Origin of the sequence: Candidatus Colwellia aromaticivorans (assembly GCF_003333305.1) — a bacterium.
Lineage (GTDB): Bacteria > Pseudomonadota > Gammaproteobacteria > Enterobacterales > Alteromonadaceae > Colwellia > Colwellia aromaticivorans.
In genome coordinates, this window is record NZ_QOLD01000015.1 from 1 (window position 1) to 5,115 (window position 5,115).

Consider the following 5,115-nt stretch of genomic DNA (forward strand, 5'->3'; position numbering starts at 1 on the left):
CATTTTTAGCATGTACATAGACTTGCAGTATCATGAGTATAGTAGTCGGTAGTAATGGCAATATTGCTTGGGGTTTCACTAACAGTTATGGTGATTACAGCGATATTGTCATTTTAAATACAATAAATGATGCTAAACAATATCTGACATCATCCGGCCCTAAAGACTTTAGTTACCATAAACAAATTATTGTAGTAAAAGATGAACAGCCTGTAGAGGTCACCATTAAAGAAACTATTTGGAGCCCTGTTATTGGCAAAAATCATCAAGGAAAATTGTTAGCTTATCGCTGGGTTGCGCATGACAAACAAGCCGTAAACATCACGGCAACAGAACTAGAGTTAGCACAATCAGTGAAAGAAGCGTTTACTATTGAAGCTCGAAGTGGAATTTCCTCACAAAACATGGTGGTAGGTGACAAAATTGGTAATATTGGTTGGACAATTATGGGGCCAATTCCAGCAAAAATTGGCAATATAGGTGAAACACCTACCTATTAGCATAATAGTAAAAATAATTGGCAAGGGTACCTAACGCCAGATCAATATCCAAGGGTTTTTAATCCTAAAAATAATCGTTTATGGACAGCAAACTCACGGGTTGTTGGCGGCGATATGTTACAAAAAATAGGTAACGGTGGTTATGCCCTTGGCGCCCGTGCTAAACAGATCCGAGACAATTTAAATTCCCTTAAAGCGTTCGATGAAAAAGCGTTACTTGATATAGGCTTAGATGAACGTGCACTATTTTTAACGCGTTGGCAAAAATTCTTATTAACTAACGTGCTTAACCAAGCCACGTTAAGTAAATATAAAGAATTTATCCAAGTACGAAAGTTATTATTAAAAAATGAGCCGTGGGTTGCTAGTGTAGATTCCATTAATTATCGTTTAGTAAGAAATTTTCGTATCAATACACGTGATTTAGTCTTTAGTGAATTAAATAATAATTTTAGACAATTAGATGACGGTTATAAGTTTCGAAGCATCCGCCATCAAGTTAAAACACCTTTATGGCAACTTATCAATCAACAGCCTGAAAACTTTTTAATGCGCCCATTAAAAAATTGGTCTGCCTTGTTTAACCAAGCGCTAAAACAAACGATTGATGACATGATCACAGTAGAAGAAAATGAACAACAAGCATTAGTTGATGCTAGATGGGGGCAACAAAATACTACAACTATTAAGCATCCACTGAGTAATGCTATTCCTTTCATTGGAAAATGGTTAGATATGCCATCAACACAACTATCAGGTGATAGTTATATGCCGAAGGTTCAAGGCATATCTTTTGGCGCTTCAGAGCGTATGGTGGTTTCACCTGGTCATGAAGAAACCGGCATTTCTCATATGCCTACGAGCCAAGCAGGACATCCTTGGAGTCCTTATTATGGCAAAGGACACAATGACTGGGTAAAAGGTAAAGCATTACCTTTTTTACCTGGTAAAACCAAATACACGTTAACGCTATTAAATTATTAGTTTCGAGTTAATATAAACAACCACTAAAACGACAACAATAGGGAAAAACAATGGCAACTTTAATTTGGTGTTTATTTATTGCAACACTATTACCACTTTTGGCAAAAGCTCCCGTTGCTTATGCTATGCATAAGCTAGGCGGATATAACAATAGCCACCCACGCGATCAACAAAGTAAACTAACAGGTTTTGGTGCGCGTGCATTAGCTGCGCATCAAAATGCATTTGAATCATTAATAATTTTCGCTCCTGCAGTATTATTAGCAATAGCAACACAGCATACAGGTACACATATAACCTTACTCGCCATAGTACATGTATGTGCACGCGTACTGTATAATGGTTTATATTTAGCAAACATAGACAAGCTACGTAGCTTGGTTTGGGCCGTAGCTACGCTAAGCAGTTTTGCTATTATTTGGCAATGTATCCCATAAAATTGATAAGTAAATAAAAACAGTCTAAATAAACTGTTGACAGAATTCAGTAAAGCTAGATAGAGTAGCTGCTCTAGAGAAATCAAACCTTCCAATCCACTCATAGTAATAACAGGAAAACACAGTGAGCGAAAAATTAGATTTAAACGAAATACGTAAACAAATAACCACTTTAGATCAAGATTTACTGACCTTATTTGCTAAACGTCGCGCACTTACATTAAATGTTGCTAAGAGTAAAATACAACAAGTTCGCCCTATTCGAGATCAGCAACGTGAACAAGAGTTGTTAATTCGCTTAATAAAACAAGGGAAAGAATTAGGTTTAGATGCTCACTATGTTACCAATATATTTCAAACTATCATTGAAGATTCAGTACTAAATCAGCAGGCTTTTTTACAAAGCTTAGCTAATCCTGATATTCAAACGCCAGCGGTTAGCGTGGCTTTCCTAGGTGATAAAGGCTCATATAGTTATTTGGCAAGTCACCGATACTTCTCTCGACGCGCAGAAAAAATAATTGAATCTGGCTGCCAAAATTTCAGTGATATCCTACAACAAGTAGAGTCTGGTCAAGTAGATTACGGTATGTTGCCTATCGAAAATACCAGTTCAGGTAGTATCAACGAAGTTTATGACTTGTTACAACACACTAATTTATCTATTGTTGGTGAAATCACCCAACCAATAGAGCATTGTTTACTTACCGCTGTAGAGACTAGTTTAAATAAAATAAAAACGATTTATGCTCATGGCCAACCATTTACACAGTGTAGTAATTTCTTAGATAAACAGAATGATATACGTATAGAATACTGCGAAAGCACTGCCGATGCCATGGTTAAAGCTTCCGAATTGCAAGATGATACTGTCGCTGTTATCGGCAGTGAAGAAGGTGGTCACTTATATCAATTACAAGCACTAGAAAAATCGATAGCAAATCAAAATGAAAACAAAACGCGCTTTATCTTGGTAGCAAGAAAAGCCGTTGAGGTGGCTGAACAAATACCAGCAAAAACAGCTATTATTTTAGCAACTGGGCAAAAAGCAGGTGCATTAGTAGAATGTTTATTAGTACTAAAAGAAAAAGGTATTAATATGTGTAAACTTGAGTCTCGCCCTATTCAAGGCCGTCCATGGGAAGAAATGTTTTATATTGATGTAGAAGCAAATTTGAAAAATTTCGCGCTACAAGAAGCGATTAGTGAAATGACCGAACACACCAACTTTATTAAAGTACTTGGCTGTTACCCTATTGAGCATATCAGCCCAACAAGCGTTCCAAGTAGTGCAATATGATAATACCTCACAGGTAAAATCTACAGCACATATCAAGCCGTTACCCAAATCAGTAACGGCTTTTTTATAACAATATATAATCAGTCATTTATCCCTTAGCATGAAAGAGGCTTACCCTTGAATAAACTTGCTGTTTTAGCTTTTACCCTATTAGTATCGCTTAGCTCCATGCTTTGGTATTTAGCCAATGGATCGTTAAATGAATACCTTAAAAGCCAGATTGAAATACAAGGACATTATTACAGTGGCCAAAAAACCAATGTTACTTTAGCTGATTTTTCGTCAAGCACAGGAATAGGAGAGTTTACAAATTTCAGTTTGTTAAACTTAAACGATCATCAAGCCAAACATGCTGTTATTATTGATGTAGCACATATTGAGTTAGTGAAACAACCTACCCAACCTTTATTAACGACAATACAAGCAATAACAATCAATAAGCTTACCTTAAATATTGAAACTAGCTCAGGTAAAACAAGTAATATTGACCAATTGATTCAAAGAATCAGCAATAAACTTGCCCTTGATTACCCTGAGTTATATCCCAACATAAGTGCCAAAATATACGCTAAGAACAACCCTCAACTCAATGCTGAAAAATATGCCGAAAATAACCCACAAGCAGGTCCAATTATTGAGCATACTAAAGTGAAGAAAAAACGAGGAAAACCTCAAGCCAAAATCAATATTACCGCAATTACAATCAACACCGTAGAGTTAAATATAATTAACGGCGGATTAGCTAAAATGATACCGCTTCATGATGTTAATATAACAGCTATAGGTGGTAAACAGGGTATTATAACAAACCAGTTAGGTGGTGAAGTTTTACTTGCTTTATTGAACTTAGCAATTAAAAGCTAACTCACTAATAAATTTAATTAAATACTGCTAATACTTGTACTCTAAAGTAAGCTTGCACTCAACAATAAAAACAATCACATATAAAATTAACAATTAAAAAGACAACGGAACATTCAACTATGCCCCCATTGAGATTTTTTCCTCGTTCCAACAAAGCGTTTATTGCTCTATGTTGCACGCAATTATTATCAATAAGCGCTCAAGCAAACGATTTAGAAATAACGTCTATGCTTGGTTATACTTTTAGCCCAAAACTGACCAGTGACGATAACACGGTAGATATTGCAATAACAAATGACCCCAACGTTGCTTTAGCTTTTTCTTGGCAAGACTCTACCCCTGGTCAAGGGCAAATTTTAGTCAATTATATATCTCGTGACTTTACCGATAATATTGACCAATCAACGCATTCTTTTGACACCTTATATGCACACTTTAACGGTGTCGCTTTTTTTAAAGAAAGAAACTACATTACTACCGTTGGAATGGGCGTTGGTGCGACTTATTTTAATAGCGATTTTGATAGTGTTATTTACCCTTCAATAACGGTTGCTGTTGGTACTCGCTATGAGTTTTCAGATAACTTAGCTTTTATTACAGAACTTCGTGCTTATGCGACCTTAACAAAAGATGATAACACTGTTTTTTGTCGAAATGGTACTTGTTTGGCGCACTTCGATGGTACGGTTTGGGTAGATAGTCATATATCGATAGGTCTGGCTTATAGCTTCTAAGGTTTACGTAATCAGGCGTGTTAGACAGTACTGATCTTGAGTAGATGTTATTTATTATACGATGAAACGTTAACCCGAATGCTACCAGAGAAAAATAGATAGCATTTGAGTAATACCAATTGAAGTAATGAATAGATCATTCAGCGAGAATTAAAAGGTGTAGAGGCAAGACATTGATTGAAGAGAATGGTTATTCCCTTGTCAAAATCAATAACGCAGCATATATACCTTTTAAACTCGCCTAGGGAGCTTGTCAGGATAGTGATAACTTCACAAATTTGTTTGATATAGAACGA

4 protein-coding genes and 1 pseudogene are annotated in these 5,115 nt (G+C 36.0%); all 5 read left to right on the forward strand.

The features are described from left to right. The first annotated feature begins 32 nt into the window (after positions 1–32). A pseudogene (locus tag DWA31_RS02575) lies at positions 33–1,484 on the forward strand (penicillin acylase family protein). Positions 1,485–1,534: 50 nt separating this feature from the next. Next, the gene (locus tag DWA31_RS02580; protein WP_114325113.1) at positions 1,535–1,921 is read left to right on the forward strand and encodes an MAPEG family protein; all 387 of its coding nucleotides are present in this window, start codon (positions 1,535–1,537) and stop codon (positions 1,919–1,921) included. Between the two features lie 124 nt (positions 1,922–2,045). Beyond that, positions 2,046–3,221 carry a prephenate dehydratase gene (pheA, locus tag DWA31_RS02585; RefSeq protein ID WP_114325114.1) on the forward strand — a complete coding sequence of 392 codons (1,176 nt, stop codon included), beginning with the start codon at positions 2,046–2,048 and terminating at the stop codon, positions 3,219–3,221. A gap of 117 nt (positions 3,222–3,338) precedes the next feature. Further along, complete coding sequence (locus DWA31_RS02590; RefSeq protein WP_114325115.1) at positions 3,339–4,085, forward strand: hypothetical protein; 747 nt, start codon at positions 3,339–3,341, stop codon at positions 4,083–4,085. A gap of 119 nt (positions 4,086–4,204) precedes the next feature. Then, positions 4,205–4,819 (forward strand): hypothetical protein, encoded by a 615-nt coding sequence (locus tag DWA31_RS02595; protein WP_114325116.1) that lies wholly within the window; start codon positions 4,205–4,207, stop codon positions 4,817–4,819. The last annotated feature ends 296 nt before the right edge of the window (positions 4,820–5,115 follow it).